At 40.1% G+C, this 23,457-nt stretch carries 25 protein-coding genes; 10 read left to right on the forward strand and 15 right to left on the reverse strand.

Annotated elements, in window-relative coordinates; translation table 11 throughout:
- Positions 1 to 29: 29 nt before the first annotated feature.
- Positions 30 to 812, reverse strand: a complete 783-nt coding sequence (gene liaF / locus ACRYKC_RS05310; RefSeq protein WP_433805657.1) for a cell wall-active antibiotics response protein LiaF — start codon at positions 810 to 812, stop codon at positions 30 to 32.
- A gap of 256 nt (positions 813 to 1,068) precedes the next feature.
- On the opposite strand from liaF, the gene ACRYKC_RS05315 reads away from it, so the two are divergent.
- Positions 1,069 to 1,506 carry a ferritin-like domain-containing protein gene (locus tag ACRYKC_RS05315; protein ID WP_433805659.1) on the forward strand — a complete coding sequence of 146 codons (438 nt, stop codon included), beginning with the start codon at positions 1,069 to 1,071 and terminating at the stop codon, positions 1,504 to 1,506.
- 141 nt (positions 1,507 to 1,647) lie between these two features.
- Positions 1,648 to 2,820 (forward strand): M20 metallopeptidase family protein, encoded by a 1,173-nt coding sequence (locus tag ACRYKC_RS05320; protein ID WP_433805661.1) that lies wholly within the window; start codon positions 1,648 to 1,650, stop codon positions 2,818 to 2,820.
- A gap of 7 nt (positions 2,821 to 2,827) precedes the next feature.
- Here the strand turns inward: ACRYKC_RS05320 and ACRYKC_RS05325 are convergent, their stop codons facing one another.
- From ACRYKC_RS05325 to ACRYKC_RS05335, 3 genes are all read right to left on the reverse strand, one after another.
- A complete protein-coding gene (locus ACRYKC_RS05325; protein WP_433805662.1) occupies positions 2,828 to 3,529 on the reverse strand; it encodes an EcsC family protein in 702 nt (233 codons plus the stop codon).
- Between the two features lie 425 nt (positions 3,530 to 3,954).
- Positions 3,955 to 5,169 carry an ABC transporter permease gene (locus tag ACRYKC_RS05330; protein WP_433805663.1) on the reverse strand — a complete coding sequence of 405 codons (1,215 nt, stop codon included), beginning with the start codon at positions 5,167 to 5,169 and terminating at the stop codon, positions 3,955 to 3,957.
- A complete protein-coding gene (locus tag ACRYKC_RS05335; protein WP_433805664.1) occupies positions 5,162 to 5,905 on the reverse strand; it encodes an ABC transporter ATP-binding protein in 744 nt (247 codons plus the stop codon). Before ACRYKC_RS05335 ends, ACRYKC_RS05330 begins: the two co-directional genes overlap by 8 nt.
- A gap of 143 nt (positions 5,906 to 6,048) precedes the next feature.
- On the opposite strand from ACRYKC_RS05335, the gene ACRYKC_RS05340 reads away from it, so the two are divergent.
- From ACRYKC_RS05340 to ACRYKC_RS05350, 3 genes are all read left to right on the forward strand, one after another.
- Positions 6,049 to 6,480 (forward strand): HIT family protein, encoded by a 432-nt coding sequence (locus ACRYKC_RS05340; RefSeq protein ID WP_433805666.1) that lies wholly within the window; start codon positions 6,049 to 6,051, stop codon positions 6,478 to 6,480.
- A 124-nt stretch (positions 6,481 to 6,604) separates the two neighbouring features.
- The gene (locus ACRYKC_RS05345) at positions 6,605 to 7,147 is read left to right on the forward strand and encodes a tryptophan transporter (RefSeq protein ID WP_433805667.1); all 543 of its coding nucleotides are present in this window, start codon (positions 6,605 to 6,607) and stop codon (positions 7,145 to 7,147) included.
- A gap of 189 nt (positions 7,148 to 7,336) precedes the next feature.
- Positions 7,337 to 7,744, forward strand: coding sequence for a YtxH domain-containing protein (locus tag ACRYKC_RS05350; RefSeq protein ID WP_433805669.1), 408 nt, complete (start codon positions 7,337 to 7,339; stop codon positions 7,742 to 7,744).
- 71 nt (positions 7,745 to 7,815) lie between these two features.
- Here ACRYKC_RS05350 and ACRYKC_RS05355 read toward each other — a convergent pair whose 3' ends face one another.
- From ACRYKC_RS05355 to proV, 3 genes are all read right to left on the reverse strand, one after another.
- On the reverse strand, positions 7,816 to 8,742 hold the full coding sequence (locus ACRYKC_RS05355; protein WP_433805671.1) for a glycine betaine ABC transporter substrate-binding protein: 927 nt from the start codon (positions 8,740 to 8,742) through the stop codon (positions 7,816 to 7,818).
- 67 nt (positions 8,743 to 8,809) lie between these two features.
- A complete protein-coding gene (locus tag ACRYKC_RS05360; RefSeq protein WP_433805672.1) occupies positions 8,810 to 9,658 on the reverse strand; it encodes an ABC transporter permease in 849 nt (282 codons plus the stop codon).
- On the reverse strand, positions 9,642 to 10,844 hold the full coding sequence (gene proV / locus ACRYKC_RS05365; protein ID WP_433805673.1) for a glycine betaine/L-proline ABC transporter ATP-binding protein ProV: 1,203 nt from the start codon (positions 10,842 to 10,844) through the stop codon (positions 9,642 to 9,644). The genes ACRYKC_RS05360 and proV overlap by 17 nt, the downstream gene beginning before the upstream one ends.
- A 286-nt stretch (positions 10,845 to 11,130) precedes the next feature.
- Between proV and ACRYKC_RS05370 the strand changes: the two genes are divergently transcribed.
- The 5 genes from ACRYKC_RS05370 (at position 11,131) to ACRYKC_RS05390 (ending at position 15,449) form a co-directional block, all read left to right on the forward strand.
- Positions 11,131 to 11,649 carry a GbsR/MarR family transcriptional regulator gene (locus ACRYKC_RS05370; protein WP_433805675.1) on the forward strand — a complete coding sequence of 173 codons (519 nt, stop codon included), beginning with the start codon at positions 11,131 to 11,133 and terminating at the stop codon, positions 11,647 to 11,649.
- Positions 11,650 to 11,986: 337 nt separating this feature from the next.
- Entirely contained in the window at positions 11,987 to 12,562 is a 576-nt protein-coding gene (locus ACRYKC_RS05375) for an HTH-type transcriptional regulator Hpr (protein ID WP_433805676.1), read from the forward strand.
- Between the two features lie 370 nt (positions 12,563 to 12,932).
- Positions 12,933 to 13,481, forward strand: a complete 549-nt coding sequence (locus tag ACRYKC_RS05380; RefSeq protein ID WP_433805677.1) for a DUF3267 domain-containing protein — start codon at positions 12,933 to 12,935, stop codon at positions 13,479 to 13,481.
- A gap of 671 nt (positions 13,482 to 14,152) precedes the next feature.
- On the forward strand, positions 14,153 to 14,335 hold the full coding sequence (locus ACRYKC_RS05385) for a hypothetical protein (protein WP_085030571.1): 183 nt from the start codon (positions 14,153 to 14,155) through the stop codon (positions 14,333 to 14,335).
- Positions 14,336 to 14,513: 178 nt separating this feature from the next.
- A complete protein-coding gene (locus ACRYKC_RS05390) occupies positions 14,514 to 15,449 on the forward strand; it encodes a peptidylprolyl isomerase (protein ID WP_433805678.1) in 936 nt (311 codons plus the stop codon).
- Positions 15,450 to 15,515: 66 nt separating this feature from the next.
- On the opposite strand, the gene ACRYKC_RS05395 is transcribed toward ACRYKC_RS05390, so the two are convergent.
- The 8 genes from ACRYKC_RS05395 to ACRYKC_RS05430 form a co-directional block, all read right to left on the reverse strand.
- Positions 15,516 to 15,716 (reverse strand): sporulation YhaL family protein, encoded by a 201-nt coding sequence (locus ACRYKC_RS05395; RefSeq protein ID WP_085030573.1) that lies wholly within the window; start codon positions 15,714 to 15,716, stop codon positions 15,516 to 15,518.
- Between the two features lie 69 nt (positions 15,717 to 15,785).
- Positions 15,786 to 16,070, reverse strand: a complete 285-nt coding sequence (locus ACRYKC_RS05400; RefSeq protein WP_433805680.1) for a hypothetical protein — start codon at positions 16,068 to 16,070, stop codon at positions 15,786 to 15,788.
- A gap of 497 nt (positions 16,071 to 16,567) precedes the next feature.
- Complete coding sequence (locus ACRYKC_RS05405) at positions 16,568 to 16,672, reverse strand: hypothetical protein (RefSeq protein ID WP_433805681.1); 105 nt, start codon at positions 16,670 to 16,672, stop codon at positions 16,568 to 16,570.
- Complete coding sequence (locus ACRYKC_RS05410; protein WP_433805682.1) at positions 16,662 to 16,985, reverse strand: MFS transporter; 324 nt, start codon at positions 16,983 to 16,985, stop codon at positions 16,662 to 16,664. The genes ACRYKC_RS05405 and ACRYKC_RS05410 overlap by 11 nt, the downstream gene beginning before the upstream one ends.
- Before the next feature lie 76 nt (positions 16,986 to 17,061).
- On the reverse strand, positions 17,062 to 18,009 hold the full coding sequence (gene yhaM, locus ACRYKC_RS05415; RefSeq protein WP_433805683.1) for a 3'-5' exoribonuclease YhaM: 948 nt from the start codon (positions 18,007 to 18,009) through the stop codon (positions 17,062 to 17,064).
- Between the two features lie 97 nt (positions 18,010 to 18,106).
- A complete protein-coding gene (locus ACRYKC_RS05420; RefSeq protein ID WP_433805684.1) occupies positions 18,107 to 18,673 on the reverse strand; it encodes a GbsR/MarR family transcriptional regulator in 567 nt (188 codons plus the stop codon).
- 201 nt (positions 18,674 to 18,874) lie between these two features.
- On the reverse strand, positions 18,875 to 21,781 hold the full coding sequence (locus tag ACRYKC_RS05425) for an ATP-binding protein (protein ID WP_433805686.1): 2,907 nt from the start codon (positions 21,779 to 21,781) through the stop codon (positions 18,875 to 18,877).
- On the reverse strand, positions 21,778 to 23,028 hold the full coding sequence (locus tag ACRYKC_RS05430; RefSeq protein WP_433805687.1) for a metallophosphoesterase family protein: 1,251 nt from the start codon (positions 23,026 to 23,028) through the stop codon (positions 21,778 to 21,780). Before ACRYKC_RS05430 ends, ACRYKC_RS05425 begins: the two co-directional genes overlap by 4 nt.
- Between the last annotated feature and the right edge of the window lie 429 nt (positions 23,029 to 23,457).

Genomic DNA, 23,457 nt, shown 5'->3' on the forward strand with positions numbered 1-23,457 from the left:
AACTGTTTTAACATGCCCGTTTTCCCCTCCTATACATGGTCAACCTTTATGGAACCTACTCTAAAATCAATATAGAGGGATAACCTTCTGGTGGCAGAGTGATAATCCTCGGTCTCGTATACAAGCTCTCGTTTAAACCCACTTGCGTTCTGATTATTGACCTGGATATCCCCCGTCTTAATACTTGCCTCAACTCTGAATGGGACATTCTTCGGAATTACCATTTTCACATCACCGATCCAGCCTCTTACATGGATAGGAGTATCCCCATCTGGAATGAATGCTCTTGTGAAATCGAACTTATAATCTCCGATTCCATTCCAAAGATCCATCGGTTCCACTTTCCAGTTATCCTTTTTAAACTCCTGACTTCCGATTGCCATCCGACTTGGTTTTGGGTCTTTCCTATTGAACGTTGCTGTGTCCTGAGCAGCTGCGTTTGAATCATAGTGGAACTCAAAATTCCTCTTTCGCTTATTTCCACCCAAAAATATAGCGAATCCGATATAAATAAACAGTAGAGGCCATAGCCTCAGCACATCACCCAGTTCAAATACAATTACTTCAAGACGGTCCAGTAGAAGCAGCGTTCCTAAAATAGTCAAAAACGAACCAAGAACCCATGAGCCACCTGACTTTAAAAGGGCATCCAACCACATTTTCATTCCAATACCAAGAAGTAAAACTGGATAAATGTTCTCCCATGAGAGACTCATTTCCAGGGAAATAACGTCTAAATTAGACAAAAGTAATAGAACTCCGACAGAGACTAGTACTATAGCCAATAAAATATTCACAAACCCTTTTTTCATTCCTAATCACCCTTTTCTTTCCTAAGACTATTAATTCTATATGAGGTGGAAGATTCCTTTAATTCAACCTTAATGTGAAAAGACTCCCTTCCTGCTTACTTTTAATTTACTTGGATCACCTCGTAATTAAAACGAGCCTCAGACTGTTTTCACCTCCGTCTCTAGACTGACTATTTCTGTAAACAAACATGTTTAAAGAGCGTACTTCAGGGAATATCTATATAGTGTCAATTCTTTATAAGGAGGATGTTAGGTTATGGATGAAAAAATGAAAGCACTAATCGATGGACTAAACGAAGACTTGGCTCATGAATATGCCGCTACGATTATGTACACATATAATGCGGCAGTCGTCACAGGTTTATATCGCTCCGTATTAAAGCCATTCTTTGAGAGTGAGGTCACAGACGAACAAGGCCACGCTCTTTACTTAGCAGAAAAGATTAGTACTCTTGGTGGTACTCCAACAACAACTCCTGCTGAGGTCAAGCAGTTGACTGAAGTTAAACCTATGCTTGAAGAAGCTATGGAAGCAGAACGTCAAACAATCGTACGCTATGAAGAGCGCAAAGCGCAGGCTGAAGAATTAGGGTTAACCGAGCTTTCAGTAAAACTAGATGATTTAATTTCTGATGAAACTGGTCATATGGAAGAGATCGGACGTCTTCTGAAAGATTCCCGTTTATACGATTAATACTAAAAAGCCGCTATCAACATAGCGGCTTTTTTAATTTCTCTTGAACTTTTCCATTTGCCTTAATAGTCAGATTAGTTTGAGAATCCTGCAGTCATGTATTACACTTTATTCAACCATTCTCAAAGAGGAGGAACATACATGTGGGACACGATTTTTCAAGCGGTTGACGACCAGTATGAGCAGATGGTTGAAACGCGAAGACACCTACACCAGCACCCTGAAGTCTCTTTCAAAGAGGAAGACACGGCTCAGTTTATTATAGATACATACGAAAGACTGGGACTACCTTATAAAAGCAAAGTGGGCGGCAATGGTGTCATTGCTACGCTTGAAGGAGGAAAACCGGGGAAAACGGTGGCTTTAAGAGCAGATTTTGATGCCCTTCCGATTCAAGAAGAAAATGAAGTCAGCTATAAATCGAAAAACGACGGAGCTATGCACGCTTGTGGTCATGATGGTCACACAGCGGCCCTACTAGGATTAGCAGAAGCTATACTTCCATTTAAAGAAGATCTACCCGGTACGATTGTTTTTCTCCACCAGCATGCCGAGGAGTACGCTCCAGGCGGAGCCAAACCAATTCTTGAAACTGGAGCTTTGGAACACGTCGATGCTGTATTTGGTACACACATTTGGGTGAATACGCCTGTTGGTATCATCCAAGCTTCTAAAGGTCCATTCATGGCAGGTGCCGATCGTTTTGAAATTAAGATTCAAGGGAAAGGCGGTCATGGAGCCCAGCCCCACCAAACCAAGGATGCTATTGTTATCGCTTCTCAGCTTGTCACATCTCTACAACAAGTGGTAAGCAGAAGGGTAGATCCTTTAAAGACTGCCGTACTATCTGTGGGAACATTCGAAGCTGGGCATACATTTAACATCATTGCTGATTCAGCTGAATTAACAGGCACAGTCCGGACATTTGATGAAGAGGTTCAAGCACTGATCATTGATGAGATGGAAAAAATTATTAAAGGCACTTGCGAGAGCAATGGTGCGGACTATGAATTCAATTATCATAAAGGGTATCCTCCTGTCGTCAACCACGAAACAGAAGCTGAGCTGATTTTACATCGCTCACACGAAGCAGATCCATCACTGAAAACGGAGGAAATTGAACCCGTAATGGCTGGAGAGGATTTTGCATATTATTTACTAGATAAGCCAGGTGCTTTTTATTTTACTGGCGGGCAAATCCCTGACCACTATTATCCCCACCATCATCCTAAATTTGATTTTGATGAGAAAGCTTTAAATCATGCCGCAAAAACACTTCTGCAAGCTTACAGAAGCTATCAGGAGGAAGTCTAAAAAACATTCATAATAAACGGAGGCGGCAAGCGTTCATTGTCGTCTCTCCTAAATGTTCCATCATACGGCCATTAGCTACGTAACCCACAACCGCTCCAAACCCCGGAATCAGTTGAAATAACTTCACAAAATCAAGCGTATCCCTGTACTCGATTTGGAGAGTTTTCCAGTCCATGTTTTTCTGTTTCAGATCTAAGTGATTCCAATTCAACACCTTCCCCCTTACCTTCTCCTTAGCCTCATCACTTGAAAAGGCAAGCATGAATAGGTGAAGCAAGAAGACTCGCTCCTCGTACTTACGAACATCCAGTCCATAAATTTGTCCGGCATCAAATAAAAATTTCATTTTAATACTTAATAATAAAGGAAAGTCTGCTGCCCCTAACCAGAATCCGCCGAAGCCGGTCCCTGCCCCTTCAAAAGCAGCTGTCTTTTTATATTGGTCCAGTCTTTCTCTCACTAGCTGTTCTCTTACTTGAAATGACAAAGATGAATTTACATCCACAGGACGTATGTATTCGGAAGTCGTCAGTGACACCTCAATCATTTTTCTAATGCTTTCGGTAACAACGCTGTGAATTTGATCAGGGATTCTTTGGTTGATTGATGATTGTAATCGTTTAGACGTCCGCTGCAGCACAGACGACCTTTTTTCTAAGGAACGACTCCAGCGTTCTGCCTCTTTTTTCACCTTTGTTTCGTAATCCATAGGTCTTCCCTCCATATTATTTACATGATATTAATCACCAGTAATTATAAAAAAAGAACTTTCTTCTATTAGAAGTATGGGATTTCTATCCATATGAGTGCTCTGTAAATAACTGTAATAAAACCTATCACAAGACTTTCAAAATTCGGTCCAAATGAAAATGATGGTAAGGACATCGATCAATTTTAACTAGGTCCGGGAAATGGCGAGACTCCTGTGGGAATAGAGTTCATGGTGAGAGCCCGCAAGGCAAATCCTGAGGAAGGCTCACCGGACTCCCACGGAAAGCGAGCCATTTCCCGGGCCTCCTACTCCTGTCTATGGCAACGGTAACCTCTCAAGTCTCCAAGAATACTCCTCTATAACTGAATAAACCAAAGATTATGCAAAAAGAGAGCGAGGTCCCGCTCTCTTTTTGTGAACAGTTAGCTTAATCTAGGCTTCACATAAGCGTTAATAAAGGCAAAACTGAACAAACTTCCTCCTGCCCAAACGATAGCAAGCCCCAATGGGTTCCACTGCAGCAAGAATAATAAACCGAACAGGAAGGTCTGGAACAACATTAATTGCCTTAGCCATTGAAGTAAAGCCTGTTGTTTCCACTCCTGCCGTACAGGATACAAGTCTAACCATACGACCGTACGGTGGTGATTCCATAAGGTCATCATCTGAAATGCGCTCAAGTATAAAAAGAGAATCGCAAATGCGATTTTCACCCAGACATTTGGCACAAACCAAATAGCTAGGCCTCCAATGATTACCAAGCGAAAATACATGCCCAAATAGTCACTGCTTCTTGTAAAAGTGATTCTATAAAGGTACGTATAGGTTCGATCTTGACGATAAGGAATTTTAGATACTAAAGCCTGCACTAACGTATGGCGTTTTTTTACCGTATTTTTTAAATGAGGTACATCAGTAAACATATTTGCTATCCGGTAAAAAGTCCTCATGCGCTGTTGGTCTTTTTCAACAAGCAAATCCCACGCTAGTCCTGCTTTTTGCCTGGCAAGTGTGTACGTATAAAGTACTACGACTACTAATAGTACGGTGACAATACTTGCAAAAACCCATTCGCCCTTTGATAAAAAATAAAAGATCACAACATTTAAGATGGCTTTTACTATTTGATCGGTCCATCTTATTCTGGGATTACGGTCTTTCAACATCCACCAGTTGGAAAGCATATTCCATACTTTCACAATTAAGAAGACGCCAATCATCATTAAATAATGCTCTGTGCCCAACTCAGGGTATGTGGCAAAATACAATGGACCTAAAGCTGCCGCAATAAGAAAAACAACATAGAGCTGGACAATAAAGCTATAATACAAACACCTTTTGAAGTAATCATTTAGTTGAAACTCAGCAGGCAAAAGGAAGACTAAGTCCGGCTCTTTAAGTAACGTTCGTACAGGGCTATAGCTCGCAAAGAGTCCGAATGCGACCCCTGTAATCACTGCTGTTGGGAAGTTGTCCGGCAAATCCAGAAGCCATTGCTGGTAATAATAGGCCAAGGCTGAGATGAAAAAGAGCATCGCAAACGCAATGTGACCATTAAAGATATATTTTAAGTACCGGCTTGTCTCTTTCATATGCTCAGAAAACCGGCGGGTCCAAAGTTCTTTTGCGTTAATCATCGTTCTCTTCCTTTGTCAATTGGACGTAAATATCATCCAACGACGCCCCGGCCATTCTAAAGGACTCTTGTAATTCTTTTAACGTCCCCATGGCTCTGATTTTTCCGTCATGAAGGATGATGAAGCGATCACAGTATTTTTCCGCGGTCGCAAGTATATGTGTTGACATCAAGATTCCTGCCCCATTCTCTTTCATCTCTTCCATCATTTGAAGATACGATTGAATCCCTAATGGATCCAACCCTACAAACGGTTCATCTACTATATAGAGATCAGGCTGAATGAGAAAAGCGCACATAATCATGACTTTCTGTCGCATACCTTTTGAAAAATGAACCGGGAACCATTTCAGTTTCTTTTCCAATCGGAATTCTTTTAACAGGGGATCTAACCGTTTTTTAAAGATATCCTCAGGAACATTGTAAGCCATCGCCGTTAAATGAAGATGCTCATATAAAGTCAGTTCATCATATAGTATCGGCATTTCAGGTATGTAACCGATCTGCTGACGATATTCTTCAGGGTTTTCTTCAAAAGAAGTTCCTTTAATGGATACTTTTCCTTTTTTCGCTTGCATCATACCGATGATATGTTTAATCGTTGTACTTTTTCCTGCTCCATTTAAACCAATTAATCCAACAATTTCGCGCGGATCTACATCAAACGAAATTCCGTGCAAAACATTTTTATGTGTATATCCACCATAAAGGTCATTGACTTTTAATAAAGATTGCAAACTGCATCCCTCTTTTCATTAACATCCATTCTTCACAAATTTTATCACAATTGCCGAGCCGCTTGCACTTTTTCCAAAGATGGCTTCTTTCGATTGGAACACTCACATTATGATACAATAATACAAAATGATAAGGAGTGAGATTGATGAGTCAAGATTGTATTTTTTGCAAAATCATTGATGGCGAAATTCCTTCAGCAAAAGTGTATGAGGACGAGGATGTCTATGCCTTTTTAGATATCAGCCAGGTTACAAAAGGCCACACGCTAGTCATTCCTAAACAACATACACAGGATATCTACCACACTGATTCAGATGTTGCAGAGAAGCTATTTGCAAGAGTACCGAAGATCGCCAATGCTCTTAAAAAGACGTATGAACCAATCGGGTTGAACGTTCTGAACAATAATGAGGAACCTGCAGGCCAATCTGTTTTTCACCTACATATCCATCTTATTCCTAGATACGGGAAACAAGACGGATTCCGCGCCAACTGGGAAGTCCATTCAGATGAATACACTACTGAAGATCTACAATCAATTGCCGCTGAGATCAACAGCCACATACAAGGTTAATGTAAATTTTGATTTTCCGTCTGATTTCTTGGTATAATTAGGTCATGCTTTCGCAAGTGGTCATGAGGACACACTTGGGAAGTAAATTCAGATTAGACGAGTATAGTTGAGGAGAGATGCTTAAATGAATACGCGTATCTTGGTGATGTTATCATTATTTGTAGGGATTGGAGCAGTCCTTCATGCGATTGTCCCGCCATTCTTTTTAGGAATGCGACCGGACATGATGTTAGCGATGATGTTCTTAGGAATCATTCTTTTTCCTAAATTGCCCTACGTCCTGATTTTATCACTTGCTACAGGGTTTATATCCGCTCTGACCACAACGGTTCCAGGAGGGCAGATTGCAAACCTAATTGATAAACCAATTACCGCATTCAGCGTTTTTGGATTATTTATGATTCTAAAACCTTTGCTCAAAGGTAAGTTTGCTGCACCCGTTCTGGCTGGTGTCGGAACGTTGATCAGTGGGGCCGTATTCCTAGGCATTGTTCTTTTTGCTATCGGTTTGATGGATGCCAGCTTTAGCGTAATGTTTTTGACGGTTGTTATTCCTACCGCAGCATTGAATACCGCATTCGTAGCCGTGATTTACCCGATTGCAACAGGGATTTTAAAAAGAACAAATATGTCTTATGCAGTTCCAGCGCATAAATCTGCAAACTAAAATTCCAACTAGCGAGAAGCTAATCTCACATGATGAAGGCACTACCTAATCGTAGTGCCTTTGCTACATCATTTCCCTCCTCCATCAAGACATTCAGCCAGACAATTTTTTTAGTTGTTTTTAGGTTTCATTCATACATATATAGAGAAAATAATACTATGACATGGAAATGTGAAAGGAGTTTTCTATATGCCAAACGGAAAGTCACTTGCTCTTGGTTTTATCTTCGGCGGCGTCGTTGGAGCTGCCTACACACTACTAAGCGCTCCATCTTCAGGTCGCGATTTACGTGAAAATGCCAAATTAAAAAGTGAAAGTCTTAAAAATACTGTTCTCAGCCTGAAAGAAGAAGGCATGCAGTTGAAAGATCAAATCGCTCAAACCTCTAAAGAAGGTGCAGAGCTGATTAAAGAACTTTCAGAAGATGTAAAAACATCCGTGGAGAGCTGGAAGAAAACAGTTGAACCTCACCAAAAGAACATTCAAAAGTATTTAGAACAAATAGAAGAAAGCTTAAAAGAGCTGGAAGAAAAAGCGAAGGCCCAGGAAGATAATACGGCTACCCAGCCTGATCACGAGATCATTAATCACCAGTAATTAAATGATATAAAAACCCCAGAAGGTTTAACCTTCTGGGGTTACTTATTTATATAGGAAATTATGGGTTATTACTCTGCAGGTTTTAGATCTTCGATAGACTCTACATCCATATACTTAGGAACAACGAGTCCAATTTTAGCTCCTTCAAGGTTAGCACCCAGGTCTTCAAGGTTATCTTTATGCTGCTTATATAAATCACCGTGAGTACCTGGAAGCCATGCTGCAACCATTCCGGCTACTTCACCTTCTGCTACAGCTTCCCACATCGGACCATTATCCAGAGGAGTGATTGTCACTTCAAACCCCTGCTGCTTCAATACTTCAGCAACAACGTTTGTAGAAGCTATTTCTGAATCCCAGTTTACATACACAAGTTCAACTTCTGTGCCGTCTACTTTTTCTGTTCCTTTTGTCCACTCGTCTACTTTGTCCTGGTTATTCTCAATCCATTTTTGCGCAGCTTCCTGTTCACTTGTACCTTTATTGATATCAAGCATTACAGTTTCCATATCCTTAGCCGTCCAATTGAATTGATCTAGAACCTTATAAGCGTTTGGCTTGTCACCTTTCAGACCCTTACGCACCATTGTTTTAATTTGTTCTTCGCCACCGAAGACTTCTTTCGGATCTTCTAGATATTTCAGATCATACTTGGCAAATTTCCAATGTGGCGTCCATCCTGTAACCACAATTGGCTCTTCATTTTCAATCGCTTCCCCAAGAGCTGTTGCCATCGCACCAGAAGAAGATGTTGCTACTTCCCAGCCAGCAAGGTTTTCATATTCCTCTGTTGCCGTTTGGGCTGCTTTTACTACTCCTGCGCCTGCTTCAATCCCCGTGATCTCATAATTCATTTCTTCACTATAACTTGTGGAGTCTCCACCTTCGCTTCCGGAGCTCTCAGAACCTTCATCAGAAGATCCGCAGCCTGCTGCAACAAGTGTCAGTGATAATCCAGCTGCCATACCTAGACGTTTCCAATCTAATTTAAACATGTAAACCTCTCCCCTTTTAATAGATTGATTTATATGGAAAGGGCTTGAAGCAGCCCTTTCTTATTTTTTATTGTTCACCGCGTTGAGTATTTAAGTTCTGTGTAAATCGGTCGATGATAATAGCCAAAATTACAATACCTAGACCTGCGACAAATCCTGTACCAACTTCTGCACGCTGCAGTCCTGTAATAACCGTTTGGCCAAGTCCTTTTGCACCGATCATGGATGCAATAACAACCATAGAAAGAGCAAGCATAACTGTTTGGTTAATTCCTGCCATGATTGTTTTCTTAGCCATCGGCAATTGAACTTTAAATAGTTTTTGCGTTCCGGTTGTTCCAAATGAATCAGATGCTTCAATTAATTCATGAGATACTTGACGGATTCCTAAGTTTGTAAAGCGAACCGTCGGAGGTGTTGCGAAAATAACAGATGCAAATACACCTGGGACCATACCGATACTGAAGAATGCAACAGCCGGAATCAAATAAACGAACGCCGGCATCGTCTGCATGAAGTCAAGGATTGGCGTAAGAATCCTTTCTACCACTTTGCTTTTGGCCATCCAGATCCCGAATGGAACTCCAATTATGACAGAAATTAAACTCGCAAATATCACGAGCGTAAATGTATTCATTAATTCTGCCCAAAGCTCCTGGTTGGAAATAAACCAAAGACCAATGATTGAGAAAGCAGCCAAACCAAACTTTTTACCTGATATAAAGAATGCTACAACACCAACAATTAAAATAAAGAGCCAGATTGGGATACTCATCAACCAATCTTCAGCGAACATTTCTATAAAGTCGCCAAAGTCATTTTTAATAAAATCAAATAGAAATTCGAACGTATCTGTAATCCAATCGGTAGCAGAAGAAATCCATTCCGCTACTGGAATTTTAGGAATCAATTCCATTTAAGTTCACCTCACTTCCAGCTAATGCAGCAATGACAGCCCCTCTTACAATAATTCCTCGCAGCTTGCCATCTTCGACAACAGCTACAGGTACAGGCGCGTCATGTATTACATTGAAAATCTCATTCATAGATGTATCTTTTTCAACTTTCGGGATGTCAGTGCGAAGAATTGATTTCAGATCTTTCGCATCCTTCTTAACAGCTTCGGATACATCGTCTGCCGTTACGTAGCCTTTCAGGTTACGCTTTGCGTCAGTGACATAGATCGTAGATAGACCTTCTTTTCGCATGCGCTCTAGCGCTGTTCTTGGTCCATGTTTCTCGATATCAACAGTTTCTGGACGTTTCATTATGTGCTCTGCTGACAGCACTTTAGAACGATCAACGTCCTCAACGAACTTCTCAACATAATCATTGGCAGGGTTAACTAGAATCTCTTCCGGTGTACCAATTTGCACGATCTTTCCGTCCTTCATTAACGCAATTCGGTCACCGATCCTTAGTGCTTCGTCCAGGTCGTGAGTGATGAATAGGATCGTCTTTCTCATAGACTCTTGAAGCTCAAGTAATTCATCCTGCATCTCTTTTCTGATAAGTGGGTCAAGTGCAGAAAAAGCTTCGTCCATAAGCAGTACTTCTGGATCGTTCGCAAGTGCACGGGCTAAACCGACACGCTGCTGCATCCCGCCTGACAGTTGTCCTGGGAATTGATGGATATAGTCTCCTAGCCCTACCATTTCAAGTGACTTTTGCGCTTTTTCCTTACGTTTATCCTTGTCCACCCCTTGAACCTCAAGACCGAATTCAGCATTTTCAAGAACGGTACGGTGTGGAAACAAAGCAAAGCGTTGGAAAACCATGCTTAACTTTTGACGGCGGACTTCACGGAGATTTTTCTTATCCATTTTCGCTAAGTCCTGACCATCGATGTACACGCTGCCTTCCGTTGGTTCGATCAATCGGTTAATTAAACGAACGAGCGTTGATTTACCACTTCCGGATAATCCCATGATGACGAATATTTCTCCTTCTTCTACATCAAACGATGCCCGGTTCACCCCAACGGTATTGCCTGTTTTCTGTAATATCTCTTCTTTGGATAAACCTTCGTCCAAATATTTAGTAGCTTTCTTTGCTTGCTTACCAAATATTTTGGACAAGTTTTCTACCTGTATGATCGGCACGTCTATCACCTCTTATGTTTTAGTTTATTATGGTACGTTCGGTTCGTTTTTTATCCGTACTCGCTCAATCACCTTTACTACTGTAACCTATTTGTAACAAAAAGTTCAAACCATAAATACTTTAAAATAAGAACAAAAAATACGTACAGTTTAAACTGTATAAAGTTAAAACACTCAATTACTTCCTTTAACTTTTATTTTCTCTAAAATACTCCCTTATATTTAATTTTTATTAAAATCCAAAATATAGTAATGTTGTCATAGCAACCTTGAGAAGGAGGATCTTATGGTATTAAAAGATCATCAATCACTAGAAGACATCCATACAAAAGTCATACACGAGTTCTCAAAAACCCTCGAGATGTTCGGATTAACTCCGGCAGACGCTCGGTTATTCGTAACCTTATATATTAATCGTTCTCCTATGACATTGGATGATATGAGTGAGGTGCTTGGAAAAAGTAAAACTTCTATGAGTACAGGCGTACGAGGGCTGGTTGACCAGGGGTTAGTCGAACGGGTATGGAAAAAAGGGGTACGGAAAGACCTCTATCAAGCAAATGAAAACCTTTATAAGAATTTCATGTCTTCTTATATAAATAAATGGCAAAAGGCAGCCTATGAGCAAGAGGGATCATTAAAGGGGATTGAAAATGACCTAAAGGATCGTTATCAAGACTTTTCAGAGGATCAAGAAATGAATAAAGCAAATAACCTTTATAAGCGCGTTGAAGATATGATTAAATTCCATGAATTAATTATGCGTGCGTTTCAAGAAATTAACCCCAATGCAAGCTCCTACTAATTAACCCCTATTTAATGACCAGAAATCATAAGACCATCAGTCCGGAAAAAATCTTTTTCAAGGTACTGATGGTCCTAGGATTTAAATACTCACGATTGGACTCTCGGCTAAAGAATTTAGTTCACTTTCGAGAAAATGGAAGTCGTAATACGAACGAATTTATTGTTCGTATTTTTTTTATATAATATTTTAGCACATTATATCTTGAAAATTTTTTTAAAAATATTATCATTAAAGGTGACACGGTCTGTTCTAAGATGTGGTTTTCTTGGCGATTTCCTCATTCATGTAAACCTGCCACTCAAGATTATTGACTACCCTAAAGAAGGTGAGATGTATGAAAGATAAAATTTCCAAACGGGAGGCAATTTTTTATAGTCACAAAATGGCGCAACTTTCCAAAGCTCTCTGGAAAGCCATTGAAAAGGATTGGCAAGAATGGATCAAGCCTTTCAAACTTAATATCAATGAGCACCATATCCTATGGATTTCTTACCATTTAAAAGGGGCTAGTATCTCTGAAATTTCGAAGTACGGGGTTATGCACGTGTCTACAGCATTCAATTTCTCAAAAAAGCTTGAGGAAAGAGGATTATTACAATTCTCTAAGCGGGAAAATGATAAGCGAAACACATATGTGGAACTGACAGAGGAAGGTGTAGAGTTGTTAGAAGCCACATTAGCGGAATATAATCCCGATGATAACTCAGTATTAAGAGGCGTACTTCCAATGACAGAAATGTATGGGAAGCTCCCTGAATTTTTGGACTTATCTGCATTAATTAAGGAAATCTATGGGGACGAGTATATGGAAATCTTAGAGCGTTCTTTGGAAAGTATTGAAACGGATTCAGTAATCAATCAGCCAACAGACCTAGAAACGTATAAAAAACAAAAACCAAAATCGTCTTAAATCGTACTAGTTATAATACCATTTCATTTTTGCTGTTTTTGAAGTAAAATAACCCTTTCTGAAATCATTATTCAGAAAGGGTTATTTTATTTACAGACTGAACTAACGGTCTAATTGTTCCTCCAATTTTCCTCTTCATCGGCCTCTTTCAAATCATCACTTTGTGAACCTCCACTACATACAATGAACTCCCATCAAATCAGTTCTTACAACAAATATTTTTTTTACAAAAAACCTATTGCTTTTTCCCGTGAAACGTACTATTATTCCTTTTGTGCGATAATCAAAAATGATTTGACGAAATTACCAATATCATAGCGATATTTCTTATAAAATCACAGTACTTTTTGTAGCAAAGGGGGATTCTATGATGAATTGCTGGAAAACAGTGAACATCAACAAAGAATTCGGTCTTAACCGCTTATACCTGATGTCGTTTTTGACTGGACTTTTGTCCTTTCTACTGTTATATTTACCGTTTTCTATGTTCCATGGCACCCACGATATGAAAGATCACGGCTTTTTGCCGCTTCTTGTCATATTGTTTTTCTTGCCATCTATGCATAGACTCATGCATATTTTGCCGCTCATTCTCTTTTATAAGAGACTTCGAGTGAACTTTAAATTCAGAAAACGTGTTATTCCAACTTTCACTTACCAATGCAAATCGAAGTTATCAAAACAGACATCTATCATGATGGCGCTGGCACCAACGTTGTTCATTACTGTTCCGGCACTCATCATGGCCTGTGTCTTCCCTAACTACTATGCGTATTTAATCTTGTTTGCATCTGTAAATATTGGAATATCTTTTTCTGATTATCTCTATCTGAATTATTTTGCAAGAGCCCCGCGCAAATGCATTATTGAGAATGCGAAAGAAGGCTACGACATCCTTGTACAACAGCGTGAAGCTTAATCAAATACAGAAGATAAAGAAGCTCAGAGTTAAGTAAACTCTGAGCTTTTTCTCATCCCACTAACCCCTACTTATCCTGAAGACTCAGTTTCGAGACTTACTGGGGCCGTTACCCTATTAGGAGTAGGGATTGGATGGAAAATGACTCGCTTTCCTGCGGGGGAACTGGCAAGCCTCCTCGTTCGCTGCGCTCTCTGGGGTCTCGCCTAGCTCCTTCTCCCGCGGGAGTCTCGCCATTTTCCATCCAACCCATTTATAGTGTAATGAACGGCCCATCTAACAGGAGTAAGGAGGCTCTGATTTCCTAAATTACAGGAAGATTTTCGGTACTAATAACGTTTCCGTTTATCCCAACACCCGTAAGGAGGTCCGAGAAATCGCGAGACCCTGTTGGGACATCCGGCATGATAGGTGAGACCCCGGAGAGCTTTAGCTCGAGGAGACTCAGAACATGCCCACGGAAAGCGAGTGATTTCTCGGACCTCCAAATTCCGCTTAGGGCAACGGAAACTTCACAGTACCTCGAAATCTAGTCTTCAAGATAACTGCTATATAGTTGAATAATAACCCAACATAAATGTTCTTTTTCTGTTTTTCACCGCATAATTCTGTTCAAGGGTAAGAAATTTTGATAGAGTAGTTTCATAGGGAATAAAGGAGGTTTCTTCATCATGGCATTTGGATTTATCTTGTATGCACTCGTCATTCTATTTGTGTTCAACTCACTCACTCATTCCTTATGCTTGAAAACAAAGATGTCGACTGAAAAGCAAACTCGCGTCTTCAGAACGATCAATGTTCTGATCACCATATTACTCATATCTTCATATGTAGAAGTACTCAATACACTATAAGCAGACAGGCCATGACGGAACCCCGTCACGGCCTGCTTTTTTCTGTTCAGACTCTTTTTATATTTCTTTTCCTCTATGGAACATGCGAGGCAAAATATGTTATATTTACTCATGGGCTGTAATAAGTAGATATCTCTACGTCACGAAAATCATAAAATCGCAAATAGGAGTGTACGTCATGAAGAAAATTGCAATCACAGCTGCCATAGCGGCCAGCGTATTTACTTTATCCGCTTGTTCATCTAATGCGGATGATTCCAAAGCTGTTGTAGAAACAAGCGGCGGGGAAATTACAAAAGAAGAATTTTATCAGGAATTAAAGAAAAGTAATGGAGAACAAGTTCTACAGCAACTAGTCATGAAGGAAGTTCTAGCAGATAAATACGATGTATCTGATGAAGCAGTCAATAAAGAACTGGAAACCTTAAAAGAACAATACGGTGACCAATTTGAAATGGTCCTTCAACAAAGCGGCTATGGAAGCGAAGAAGAATTTAAAGAGGTCATTCGCTTCAGCCTTCTACAAGAAAAAGCAGCATCTGAAGATGTCGAAATTTCAGAAGAAGAAATGAAGCAATATTATGAGCGCATGAAGACAGAAGTTCAAGCAAGCCACATCCTTGTCAAAGATGAAGCAACAGCTAAAGAAGTAAAACAGAAGCTTGAAGACGGTGGAGACTTTGGGAAGCTTGCAAGCGAATATTCTTCGGACGGATCTGCACAGCAAGGCGGTAAGCTTGGCTGGTTCGGACCTGGTAAGATGGCACCTGAATTCGAAGAAGCTGCATATAGCCTTGAAAAAGGCGAAATTAGCGAACCTGTCAAAACTCAATTCGGCTATCACATTATTAAAGTAACAGACAAACGCGATGCAGAAGATGTGAAACCATACGAGGAAGCAAAAGAAGAAATCAAGCGTACCCTTGTAAGTCAAAAAGTCGACCAGGCTAAGCTGCAAGAGAAAATGGATAAATTGATGCAAGAAGCAGAAATTGACGTAAAAATTGAAGAGTACAAAGACCTATTCAAACAACCTGAATCTGCTCCTGCCGAGGGTTCTGAGTCAGGCGGTTCTGAAGGAAATAGTTCAGAACAGAACACAACAGAGGAATAAACAAACATAAACTCTAAGCATTAATCTGTACAAACCAAAAGCCAGGTGATTCCAATCACCTGGCTTTTAATCTGGCATCATCGTTTTCTCTTTTTTGCCGCGTCTTTCTTTCTCTCTTTCCATCCGTTTCAAATAGACTTGACCTTCTTGTTCGATAAATTGCTGCTCCAAATGATGCTCTGCCCGCATCGCACGAATAGCCATATAACCACTTATAAAAATAAAAATAATACAAAAGTACACCCAGATTGGAATCCCAAACAACATAGTTGGTTCCTCCCTAACTCATTTGTATCTAGTCTATGAAGACGACACACAGATTATGAACAAGCCTTGTTAAGAAGTAACCTCTCTCATCCTTCTAAACATGACAAAATAGATAGCTGCGCTTCCTACAGCAAAAAAACCCAGCAAGATAAAAGTCATAGAATAACTCATATAATTTGAGAAAATTAAACTTAAAGGTGCAAGCAGTCTCCCTAATGTAAACCTTAGCGAAGCAGCAGAAAAATACTGTCCTCTCATATTTTCTGGAGCGAGTTTAGAAAAAAAGCTCTCCTGATTCCAACTACCATTAATTCTGCTAAAGTAAAAATTCCCATGGCCAGTATGAATACCCAAACACTCTGGGTCATTCCATATAAGGTAATCCCTACGTCAAAAAATATACTTGAAAAGATAAACACTCTCTTTTCCTTAAACCGGTTCATCCATTTCGTTACCGCTACTGTAAATGAGCTACAAGCAAACCATTTTCGGCTAACAAGAGACCGAAAGCCCGTTCACCTGAAACTGTCCATTTCCAGTCTCCCACTTAGAGCAAAGTTTGATTTTGAACGACTTCACTCGTTTAAACAGCAATCAACAAGTCCAGTTGCATAAATGTTTGGGCAGCTAAAGCACATGCAATGATGAAAAGAAGAAATGTGCGGTCATTTGCGATGATGCGGTAGTCACTTAACTCTTTCCAAATTACAGAGAATAGAGTTTCCCCTTTTTTCCTTACCCCTTTCTTTCACCGTCGTCGTTTCCTCCAAGTAGTAAGAAAGAACACCAGCTAAAAGCGCAGTGATAACCACTCCAGCAAGAATCATCGAAAAACGATATGTATAGAAGATTTAACTCCCTATTAAAGGTCCGATGACCACTGCAATATTAATAGAGGTATAAAAAACTGCAAAAACATCTGCTCGTTCTTTCTCGGGTACAACGTCAGCGACCATTGCATGAGAAGTTGGCCAATAAATAACCCCAAATATGATCAATAAACTGAAGGCGATAAATGTATCTATTGGATAATCGAGCCAAGGGGGAGTTAGCGGCTGCGAACAGTAAAAAGGTCAAACTCTCCCCTATTGCAGAGTAGACCATCAGTCTTTTGCATTCGAAACGATCTGCACAATACCCTCCAATCAAGCTAGCAAGCACCGAAAAGGCCTGGGATAGCATTGGTAGAATTCCTGCATAATCTTTACCAAACGAACGTTCAAAGTAGATCGTCATAAAGGGGAAGAACATCCAAAATAAAATATTCATCGTACCTTCCCCAAACAGATGGATCATTCAATTCCTATCCCAATATTTCCATTTCGTGTTTTTTCTCCTGCGGCGGTTATTTTTCTTCAAATAATGGTTTATAAAAAGAACGCTGTTCAAGTGAATACATTTTTTCCGTAAAATCTCCAGGATTCACTTTTGTTAACGCTCGATTCATCATATTAAGTCTTGCATCAAGCATATCGATGTAGTGTAGTACTTCCGCTTCCCGTACTAGTGGTGGTTTCGGACTTCCCCACTCCGCTTTTCCGTGATGGCTTAAAATCAGATGCTGTAAAACGGTTACTTCTTCTCCTTCGATCTGCAGTTCGTTCGCCATAACTCGAATCTCTTCCACCATTAAAGGAATGTGGCCAATCAACTTGCCCTCTACTGTATAGGAAGGGGATGCTGCATTCGATAACTCTCTTAATTTCCCTAGGTCATGCAGTATGATTCCTGCATAAAGCAGATCTTTATTCAATTCAGGATAGAGTCCAACTAATTCTTTTGCTAAACGAAGCATGGAAACGATATGATGAGCTAGGCCTGATACATATTCATGATGGTTCCGGACAGCTGCAGGGTAAGTAAGCAGATCATCTTGATATTGCTTCACAAACTGCCGAGTGATTCTTTGGAGATTGGCATTTTTCATTTCAAATATTGCCTCTGTGATGTGTTCCATTAAGTCTCCCTTTTCAACAGGAGCTTTCTCAATAAAATCAGACACAAAGACTCCATCCGTCGTTTGGGAAGGACGGATACTGTGGATTTTTAACTGTGGTTTGTTGCGGAATTGTCCCACTTCCCCATTTACTTTTACAAGCTCTCCCTGCTGGAAAACTTGCTCGTCCTCATTACTCGCTTCCCAAAGTTTTGCGTCAATTTCCCCTGTCTTATCCTTCAGCATGAACGATAAGAATGGTTTGCCATTACTAGCTACTCCTTTTGTAGCTGATTTAATCAATAGAAAATGGTCGAAGGTTTCTCCGATTTGATAATAAGCAATTCCTTTTTTCAAACTTCACTCCCCCTTTTTCGTATATAAAAAAACTGTCCCTTTATCCCTTCACGTACTATATTACTACGCTCTTGGAGGTGGGGACAGCTTTATACTTTTAGGAATCCTGGGTTTCTTTCTGATCGACCTTAGGTACATACTGGAAGATCTCACCAGACTCTACGACATGGATGAATTTCATCAGCCATCGATAATAGTTTTGAGCATAAGTGAGCTTTTCGATGTCCTGATCTATTTTCTGAATTAATTTTTCATCCTCTGTCTGCTCTTTAAGGTCTATTAATTCTTGTATAGTTTCATCAGCTTCTTCGATATTGGTTTCTGTATGATGTCTCCATCGACTTCCAAACAGAGAGGTAAATGACTTGTACCAATCTTCTTCAGATTTGTACAAATCTTTGCGAACGCCTTTTTTAAATGAAGGTTCGACCATTTTCATATCAGATAGAGCTCTTACACCCGTGGACATACTCGTTTTACTCATTTCAAGGGCTTCCCTCATGTCATCAAGAGTCATTGGCTCTCCAGAAAAGTAAAGCACTCCATACAATCGGCCTATGGATGGGGTGACACCATATAGATTCATGTTCTTTGCGATCACTTGTATGAATTGTTCGATTGTTTCTTCATATTTAATCCAGTCATTATTATTTTTTTCTGGCAATGGAAACCCTCCAATTGCTATTTACTCACTATTAATTGTTTAAACGCAAACCTCTGTGTCCTCTATGCCCATGAGACCAGGTCAAAGAGTAAGTTTGTACACTGTCTCCAGACTTTACAAAATATCCATTAATAATTACTGCGCCTTAATCTTAAAACATTTTATCATTAAAATAGGGGATATGCGACCTTATCCCACATTTTAGTCCAGAATTAGCGTTTTTACTTTGCTAAAATGGTTCTGTAAATCGTTTCTCCACGTAAAAAGAACGACTTGATGGCGGCTTGCGACTTCTTCCAATATTCTCAGCATGACCTGAAGACGATCTTGATCGAAATGGACAAAAGCATCATCCATGAGAAATGGAAGACGTAATGTTTCTGCCATTGTCTCTCCCAAAGCAATTCTTAAAGCAACATAGAGCTGATCTTTCGCGCCTCTGGACAATTCTTGAACTTCAAAATGCTGACCGTTCTTATGGGCGAGCTTCATCTCTTGTTGTTCTGTGGATAAAAGGAGGATGTCAGTATAGCGATCGTTTGTCAATTGACTGAAATAAACCGTAGCTTTTGCAATCACTTCTGGGAGGTACTTCTCCATATATTGCTTTTTTGTTTTCTGTAACAGTTGAAAAGCGAATTGATGTCTCACCCACTCTTTTGCATGCTCCCTTAGTTTATCCTTTTCTAACTCTGATTGGTGGATTAATTCAGAGAGCTGCCCTGAGTTCTCCAATTGAAGAAGCTGATTTTTTGTATCCGAAAGGGCTTGCTGTAGTTCTCTCAGATTTGCTTCCGTTTCTGTCATAATATCGTTTAAACCTTGCATTTCTGCTCTGAGCTTAGCTTCATCTGGGGTTTGCTCCCAGATGTTAAATTCCTGCTGTTCATTTTCAATAATCATCCCGTTAATCTGCTGTTCTAATCTTTGGAGTGATCTTTGGTCCTCCTTCAATCTCTCATGCTCATCGGCTAACGAATAAAAGGACTCCTCATCTTCTGCTCCGGCTTGTTTAAAAAGCTCATCCCTTTTCTCGATGAACGAATGAAGCCGCAGAGTGATTTCATGAATCTTTTGCTTCACCTCATTAACCTCATGATGGAATTGCCTTACACGCTCTGCATTTCGTTCATGTTTGTGCACCCATAATTGAAGCTGATCCCACAATTGATCGACGCTTTTCTGAACCGATTCCCAATTCTTATCTTTGTAAAACTTCTCCAGATCAAAAAATATTTTCTGAATCACTTGGTTATTCGATTCAATTTGATTTTGGAGTGATTCAATTTCCTCACTTCTTTCTTTCGCCTTGGCCAAAAGGTGATAAAGCTTATCCCAATGGCTAATATCAAGAGACATTAAAAACGGATAGAGATTCTCCTGCTCCTGAATTCCCGCTTCTAATCTCCTTTTCCTCTGTAGTAATAGTCTTCGTTTCTCATCCAGCCGAATTTCGTCTTGGTTTAATTGTTTCCAACGGTCTTTTACGTGCCGATACTCAGCCCTACTCTTTTCAAACTGCTGTAACTTCTCTCTTGCTTCTTCCACCGAGAGCTCTGGAACGTGGGCAGCACTCTCCTTAGCGGCCTGCAAATTCTTTTGGTACGTTCGATGATTAGCCATACCTCCGATGATAAAAAGGATGGCGGCTATTGTTGAAAACACGCCTAATAAGATACTTGAAATGATCCACGCTGCGAGCCCTCCGGCAATAAAAAGAAACAACGCAAACCCGAACAGTAAATCACGACGTTGTTTGATAGGTTCCAGATTTATCGCTGATATATCTGTACGGCGGTAGGATTCATCGAGGACTTTAGAATATTGATTCGCGTCCTTTTCACTGATCCTTTCAAACTTTAACTTTTCCAGTTTTTCTTCTAAGTGTTGTTTTTCCTGATGTAACTCTCGGCCACTTTCGTTTAAACGGGTTTCTTCTTGCCTAATGGCGTGTGCTTCATTTTTTAAATCTGCCCATGTTTCTTCTATGTAAAAGGGCAAGGGTGACTCTGTTACCTCATCTTCCGTAATTGGAATATCCATATGACGAAGCTGCTGGTCTAATTGACTTCGAACAACTTCCATTTGACCGGTCATTTGCTCTTTGTAATGAGATGCCTGTTCATAACGGTTTCGGTCTTGCAATAGAACTTTTCCTTGTTCTAACTCATCAGAGGTCGGCTGGTTGTCTTCAAGTTCCTCCAACCGCTCATTCATCTCTGTAAGGTTTGTTTCTAATAAATGCTTTTCGCTTTCCAGTGGAAGTAGATTTTCTCTTAATTGCCTGTAACGTTCTCTTCCTTGCGAAGGAAATTCGAAGTATTGCTCACTCTCGTTCACTTGCTTTTGAAGCTGATGATATTCCGAAATAACAGGAATCGCTTTTAGTAATTGTTCATAGCTGTACAGCTTCTTTCTTGTATCCTTAATCTTCCATTCACTCTGATTAATTCGATGAATGAGGTGTACTCGATGGTCTTGCAGCTTCTGATAATCCGCTTCTTCTCTTTCAGCGGCTAAACGTTGTTTTTGGACATCTTCTACTACACGAAGCTGTTGATTGATTATCGGGTTTCGCCCCTTTGGCTTAAACTGCTGTTCAACTTGCTTTGCGAACCACTTCTCCGTTTCATAGATCCGATCAGAACCGGTTAAGCCAATATTTAATAATACTTCACCTAGTTCACTTCCCGACATTCGGTGCAAATCCAGTAAGTCTTCAGCACTGAAGCTGAAAATAGAGTTATAGACCTCCCGATTTGTTCCTTTCAACAAATCGCAGAGCCAATCTTCGCCATATTCCTCTCCGTTCGTCAGCCTGCAAAGTGCTTTACCGTTCCGTTGATTATGGACGCGTTCGATGACCACATGCTTATGCTTCTCTGTGCTGATTATTAACTGGCCACCAATAGCTCCTCCTTTCTTAGGCTGGTAATATTCTCGTTGTTTGGGTGTAAGCCCGAATAACATAAAAAGAATAAACTGGTGAATAGTTGACTTTCCAGCTTCGTTTTGTCCTGATAAAAGGTTGACCTGTCCTAGCTCTAGAAAAAACGATTTATTTTGCCATTTCCCAAAGCCATAAATGTGAATTTCTTTAATATTCATGATGACTGATCCTCTCTCTTTAACAATTGGTCGATCACCATTACCTTTGCAGACTCCATTTCATCTAAGATTTCTTCACGTGTTAAAGGATTCATATGTTTCGCTGCATTTCGATGTTTGAATAAGGGTGCAAGCCAACCTTGCACCTCTTCTTCACTTACATCATCCATCCCTCTAAGAAATTCTCCGATAAAATGCTGCCCTTTCTTTAACTCACCTTCGTTCCAAAATGGAAGGTCTTCCACTTTTACATGGTGGATATAAATCCAATCCCCAGTGATATTCTCAGTCTCGTTGACAATATTCACCCATTCACCAAGTAGTTCTTCACCTTCCCACTTACGCAATTCACCTGTATTTGAGGTAAGGTTTACTTCCAGCATTGTACACTTGTTTCTTTGAGAAACCTGGGATTTAGCTTGTTGAAGCACCTGTTCTAGTTCATGAGGAGAAGTGAGATGATCACAGGGTACAGTTACAGATTCAAATGTAAAACTATGTAGGTCTATAAATGTACGGAGATAATCAGCACCATTAAATTCTATTAAATAGCACCCCTTTTCGCCGGCTTCTTTTGTTGATCGTCCTTGGATATTTCCTGGATAGATCGCAGGAGGGTCTTCAGACAACACCAGTCTTTGATGGATATGTCCAAGTGCCCAATAGTCCATCTGATGATTATAAAGCTCTTCCATCCGAAACGGTGCGTAGACATCATGATCGGTGTTCGTTTCAAGACTGCCGTGCAGCATGGCAATGTGATACTGTGGATCTCCGCTTATTTTAAACTCGTTAACTTTTCTTTCACGTATTTCTCTTTCCATATAGCTGAAACCGTAGATGTTGGCGATATGCTGGTCGTTTTTATAAAAAGGAATGGTTTCTATTTCTTGAGAAGAAAAGACGTGGACATTTCTAGGAAATGCGATCGGGTACCGATCGCCTTGAAGGTAGTCATGATTTCCATAGCTTATAAACACTTCGATACCGTGATCATAAAGGTTCTGGAAGGCATTTCTCAAAAAAACCTGTGCCTTCAAACTTCTTACAGATTCGTTGAATAAGTCTCCTACTAGCAAAATAAAATCGACTTGATGCTCAATAGCTTGGTTGATGAGGCGTTCAAAGGCTTCAAATGTACTTTTTCTCAAACGTTCTAACAGTTCCTCAGGATAATGACTTTTACTTTTAAACAGACTGTCCAAATGTAAATCTGCGCTATGTATAAACCTTAATTTTGAATGCATCCACAAGCTCCGTTCTATAAATGTTCTTCCTTATATTTTAACAAAGGACACTTACGAATGCACGTTCGCAAAAAAGTGGATGTATGTCCCTTAATTCCTCAACGCCTCCTATCCTGAAGACTCAGTTTCAGAATGGCTATACAATTGGGTTAGTTTGTTTCCGTTATCTAGTATCAGGAAAGGTGTTCGGGGAAATCGCTCGCTTTCCGCGGGGATGACGGCAAGCTTCCTCGGTTTACCAACCTGCTGAATCTTGCCAGCCATTCCATTCCCGCAGCAGTCTCACGATTTCCCCTCCTACCTTGCTTATTTATTAGCTGAACGGAAACGTAGACAAAAATAGAAACAGTCCATTTAATTCAATTATTCAATTTTGGTGGATTTCAAGATGATTCCATTATAGAAAGTCAATTAGCCTCACTCTTAATA

The sequence above is a fragment of the Halobacillus sp. A1-3 genome (genome assembly GCF_050971765.1).
Lineage (GTDB): Bacteria > Bacillota > Bacilli > Bacillales > Halobacillaceae > Halobacillus > Halobacillus mangrovi_B.

Coding starts and splice junctions, on each gene's coding strand:
- liaF (WP_433805657.1), bottom strand. CDS start 812: ATGAAAAAAGGGTTTGTGAATATTTTATTGGCTATAGTACTAGTCTCT.
- ACRYKC_RS05315 (WP_433805659.1), top strand. CDS start 1,069: ATGGATGAAAAAATGAAAGCACTAATCGATGGACTAAACGAAGACTTG.
- ACRYKC_RS05320 (WP_433805661.1), top strand. CDS start 1,648: ATGTGGGACACGATTTTTCAAGCGGTTGACGACCAGTATGAGCAGATG.
- ACRYKC_RS05325 (WP_433805662.1), bottom strand. CDS start 3,529: ATGGATTACGAAACAAAGGTGAAAAAAGAGGCAGAACGCTGGAGTCGT.
- ACRYKC_RS05330 (WP_433805663.1), bottom strand. CDS start 5,169: ATGATTAACGCAAAAGAACTTTGGACCCGCCGGTTTTCTGAGCATATG.
- ACRYKC_RS05345 (WP_433805667.1), top strand. CDS start 6,605: ATGAATACGCGTATCTTGGTGATGTTATCATTATTTGTAGGGATTGGA.
- ACRYKC_RS05350 (WP_433805669.1), top strand. CDS start 7,337: ATGCCAAACGGAAAGTCACTTGCTCTTGGTTTTATCTTCGGCGGCGTC.
- ACRYKC_RS05355 (WP_433805671.1), bottom strand. CDS start 8,742: ATGTTTAAATTAGATTGGAAACGTCTAGGTATGGCAGCTGGATTATCA.
- ACRYKC_RS05360 (WP_433805672.1), bottom strand. CDS start 9,658: ATGGAATTGATTCCTAAAATTCCAGTAGCGGAATGGATTTCTTCTGCT.
- ACRYKC_RS05370 (WP_433805675.1), top strand. CDS start 11,131: ATGGTATTAAAAGATCATCAATCACTAGAAGACATCCATACAAAAGTC.
- ACRYKC_RS05375 (WP_433805676.1), top strand. CDS start 11,987: ATGAAAGATAAAATTTCCAAACGGGAGGCAATTTTTTATAGTCACAAA.
- ACRYKC_RS05380 (WP_433805677.1), top strand. CDS start 12,933: ATGAATTGCTGGAAAACAGTGAACATCAACAAAGAATTCGGTCTTAAC.
- ACRYKC_RS05385 (WP_085030571.1), top strand. CDS start 14,153: ATGGCATTTGGATTTATCTTGTATGCACTCGTCATTCTATTTGTGTTC.
- ACRYKC_RS05390 (WP_433805678.1), top strand. CDS start 14,514: ATGAAGAAAATTGCAATCACAGCTGCCATAGCGGCCAGCGTATTTACT.
- ACRYKC_RS05395 (WP_085030573.1), bottom strand. CDS start 15,716: ATGTTGTTTGGGATTCCAATCTGGGTGTACTTTTGTATTATTTTTATT.
- ACRYKC_RS05405 (WP_433805681.1), bottom strand. CDS start 16,672: ATGGTCGCTGACGTTGTACCCGAGAAAGAACGAGCAGATGTTTTTGCA.
- ACRYKC_RS05410 (WP_433805682.1), bottom strand. CDS start 16,985: ATGAATATTTTATTTTGGATGTTCTTCCCCTTTATGACGATCTACTTT.
- ACRYKC_RS05425 (WP_433805686.1), bottom strand. CDS start 21,781: ATGAATATTAAAGAAATTCACATTTATGGCTTTGGGAAATGGCAAAAT.
- ACRYKC_RS05430 (WP_433805687.1), bottom strand. CDS start 23,028: ATGCATTCAAAATTAAGGTTTATACATAGCGCAGATTTACATTTGGAC.